Below are 3628 nucleotides of genomic sequence, written 5' to 3'. Positions count from 1 at the left end.
GGAGGGGCCCCGGACCACCACCGCCGGGCAGGCGCGACGGTGCCACCGGGGGCCAGGCGGACACCCAAGCCCGTCCGGCGCTTGAGGACGGAACCCCGCGCCCCCGACCGGGGCACCACACCACGCAACGCCCCGCCCAGGCGCCCCGAACCACCACCCACCGGGCAGGCGACGGCACCACCACGGGGCCAGACGCACACCCCAAGCCCGTCCGGCGATTGAGGACGGAACCGCCCACCCCCGTGGGCCCGAACCCGCCGGACGCGGCAAGCCCACACACCCAGCCCGTCCGGCGCTTGAGGACAAAACCCCCGCCCCGGACCGGGGCATCGCACCACGCAACGCCCCGCCCAGGGGCCCCGCACGCCGAAGGGCCCACGGTCAGCTGACCGTGGGCCCTTCGTGGGCTGAACGCCGCCGCAGCCTAGGCCTCGCGGCGAAGGTTCGGCTTGAGGTCCTTGAACCGGGCGAGCAGCCCGTTCACGAAGGACGGGGAGTCATCCGTGGAGAACTCCTTGGCAAGCTGGACCGCCTCGTCGATGACCACCGCGTCCGGCGTCCCGTCCACCCAGATCAGCTCGTACGCACCGAGCCGCAGGATGTTCCGGTCGACGACCGGCATGCGGTCGATCTCCCAGTCCACGGCGTAGGTGATGATGAGGTCATCGATCCGGTCCGCGTACTGCGCGTACCCCTCGACGAGTTCCATCGTGTACTCGGTGACCGGCGGCTGACGGGGGTCGGACCGCGAGAGCCGAACCCAGTCCGCGAGGACCGTCTGCACGGACTCACCGCGCTGATCGGCCTCGAAGAGGATCTGGAAGGCGCGCTTGCGGGCCGTGTTCCGGGCAGCCACGGTTAGCTGTTCACCCGGCCGAGGTAGTCGCCCGTGCGGGTGTCGACCTTGATCTTCTCACCGGTGGTGATGAAGAGCGGGACGCCGATCTCGTAACCGGTCTCCAGCGTGGCGGGCTTGGTGCCACCGGTGGAGCGGTCGCCCTGGACGCCCGGGTCGGTGTGCTGGATGGTCAGCTCGACGGCGGCCGGCAGCTCGACGTAGAGCACCTCGCCCTCGTGCTGGGCCACGGAGGCGGTGAAGCCCTCGATGAGGAAGTTGGCGGCGTTGCCGACAGCCTTGCGGTCGACCATGAGCTGGTCGTACGTGTCCATGTCCATGAAGACGAAGTACTCGCCGTCCATGTACGAGAACTGCATGTCGCGGCGGTCAATGGTGGCCGTCTCGACCTTCACGCCGGCGTTGAACGTCTTGTCGACGACCTTGCCGGAGAGCACGTTCTTGAGCTTGGTGCGCACGAAAGCCGGGCCCTTGCCGGGCTTGACGTGCTGGAACTCGACGACGGACCAGAGCTGGCCCCCGTCGAGCTTGAGCACCATGCCGTTCTTGAGGTCGTTCGTGGAAGCCACGGTTGCGGAATCTCCTGGACTGAAGCTGGTGGACGGCCAAGGATGCGCGCTAGAGCGCGAGCAGCTCCTTGGTCGTAATGGTGAGTAGCTCGGGTCCGCCGTCCGCCTCGGGGCGCACGACGAGCGTGTCATCGATCCGGACCCCGCCCCGGCCCGGGAGGTGGACCCCCGGTTCGACGGTGACCGGCACACAAGCGTCCAGTTTACCCATGGCCGCCGGTGTCAGCTGCGGGTCCTCGTCGATTTCGAGTCCCACACCGTGCCCGGTCCAGGGTGCGAGACCCTCTCCGTGGCCTGCGGAGTCCAGGAGATGCCGGGCCGCGCGGTCCACATCACGGTACGCCGTGCCCGGCACGAGAGCCTCACGTCCGGCCCGCTGAGCGGCGAAAACCAGGTCGTACAGATCGATCTGCCAGGCGGCCGGCGCGGTCCCGATGACAAACGTACGACCGATCTCGCACCGGTAGCCGCGATAGTTCGCGCCGAGACAGACGGAGAGGAAATCTCCCTCCTCCACGCGCCGGTCCGAGGGCCGGTGGCGGCCCTGACCCGAGTTGGGTCCGGTGGCGACCGAGGTGGCGAAGGCGGGGCCGTCGGCGCCGTGGTCCACCAGCCGCCGTTCCAGTTCCAGGGCGAGGTGCCGTTCGGTGCGACCGACCAGAATCGATTCGAGAAGTTCGCCGAGCGCCTGGTCGGTGATCTCGGCGGCGATCCGCAGGCAGGCGATCTCCTCCTCGTCCTTGACGAGGCGCAGCTGCTCGACCGTGGCGCCGAGATCGGTCAACCGGAGCCGCGGGGCCACCGAGCCCATGGCCCGGTGACGGGAGACCGTCAGATCGTGTTCCTCGACGGCAAGCGATTCCGCGCCGGAGGTGGTGGCCAGGTCGGCTGCGGCGACCGCCGGGTCGTCGCCGCCGGAGGGCGGCAACAGGGCCAGCCGCAGCTGGTCGTCGGTGTACTCGTGATCGGGTTCACCGGTCGGCGCGTGGGGGCACAGCAGAACGTCCTCGTCGGGGCCGAGCAGCAGCACGGCACCCGGGGGCGCTCCGCCCGCGAGATAGCGGACATTGGCGGGGCGGGAGACCAGGGCGGCCGCGGATCCGACGGCGGCACACCGGTCGCGGAGCAGCCCGCGGCGGACGGCGTACACCTCTGACATGCCACGAGCCTACGAGCGGGCGCGCCGGGCCGCCCGGTCAGCGCATCCGACCGGGGGGCGTCCGGCCGGCCGTCACCAGGCCGGCGGGCTGGCGATCGAGCGGGCGAGTACGTCGTCGAGGACCCGGGCCGTGGTCTCCACGTCGTACGTCGAGTTGTCGATGATCGGCAGCCCCGAGCCGTACCAGCCCGCCATCCGGCCGTGGATCCGGGCAACCTCCTCGTCCGACAGGCGGCGGTTGCCACTGCGGGCGGCGTTGCGCTCCAGCACGATCTCCAGGCCGGGCAGGAGCACCACGGGCAGAAGCCCCGGGCCCACATGGCGCTTCCAGCCGCCCAGGCCCACGACGGGGCGGTCGGGGAAGACCGCGTCGTCGAGGATGCAGGAGATCCCGTTGGCCAGGAAATTGCGGGCGGCGAAGCCGCAGGTGCGGCGGGCCAGGCGGTACTGGGCCTCCGAGTGGTCGTTCCACCCGGTCTGCGGGTCGGCGAAGCCGGAGCGGACCCATTCGCGGACGTCGTCGAGGCTGACGTGCGCGGTGGGAACGCGGCGGCGGCTGGCCCACAGTTTGGCCACGGTCGTCTTGCCCGCGCCCGCCGGGCCGATCAGGAGGACGGCAAGCGTCGCCGTGCCCGTGCCGGGATCGGCAGGTGGTGCGGGCAGCGGCACGGGGCCGCCGGGCGGCAGCTGGATGTGCCCGGTGGTCTCCCGGGAAACGGGCGCGGGGGCGTGGTGCGGGGCGGGGTCCGTCCAGCCGGGACCCCGGGGCGCGGGAGGGGGCGGAGGCGGCGGCCCCGGCGGACCGGGGTGGCCGGGGTGCTGGGCCTGGTGCGTCCAGCCGACAGGTCCGTTTCCGGATCCTTGGGGCGGCGGCAGCGGGGCCCCCACTGCGTGCTGCATCCGGTGCCACTCCGTCTCGTACAGGCAACTGGCGCTGGTGGAACGGCAACCGTACCGTCCCCGGCCCGTCAGGGTGATACCGAGCACGATCTCATCGAGGGTCGCCACCTTGGTCACTGCGTAGGCTATGCCCGCGAGCACCGC

Annotated in this window: 4 protein-coding genes; all 4 read right to left on the bottom strand. The window is 71.3% G+C overall.

The features are described 5' to 3' along the window. Nucleotides 1-424: 424 nt before the first annotated feature. The 4 genes from nusB to AB0915_RS38615 all read right to left on the bottom strand — a co-directional run bounded on the left by nusB (nucleotide 425) and on the right by AB0915_RS38615 (nucleotide 3484). Nucleotides 425-856 carry a transcription antitermination factor NusB gene (nusB, locus tag AB0915_RS38630; protein ID WP_358860744.1) on the bottom strand — a complete coding sequence of 144 codons (432 nt, stop codon included), beginning with the start codon at nucleotides 854-856 and terminating at the stop codon, nucleotides 425-427. Nucleotides 857-858: 2 nt separating this feature from the next. Then, nucleotides 859-1425: an elongation factor P gene (gene efp / locus AB0915_RS38625; RefSeq protein ID WP_358860745.1), complete on the bottom strand. Its 567-nt coding sequence runs from the start codon at nucleotides 1423-1425 to the stop codon at nucleotides 859-861. Nucleotides 1426-1474: 49 nt separating this feature from the next. After that, complete coding sequence (locus tag AB0915_RS38620; RefSeq protein WP_366696009.1) at nucleotides 1475-2584, bottom strand: aminopeptidase P family protein; 1110 nt, start codon at nucleotides 2582-2584, stop codon at nucleotides 1475-1477. A gap of 72 nt (nucleotides 2585-2656) precedes the next feature. Next, the gene (locus AB0915_RS38615) at nucleotides 2657-3484 is read right to left on the bottom strand and encodes a Pro-rich N-terminal domain-containing protein (RefSeq protein WP_366696012.1); all 828 of its coding nucleotides are present in this window, start codon (nucleotides 3482-3484) and stop codon (nucleotides 2657-2659) included. Nucleotides 3485-3628 lie beyond the last annotated feature (144 nt).

It is taken from the genome of Streptomyces sp. NPDC048411 (genome assembly GCF_040704695.1).
In the GTDB taxonomy this organism is placed as follows: domain Bacteria; phylum Actinomycetota; class Actinomycetes; order Streptomycetales; family Streptomycetaceae; genus Streptomyces.
Note: the sequence above shows the minus strand (reverse complement) of the source record. Positions and strands in the feature narration are given on the sequence as shown.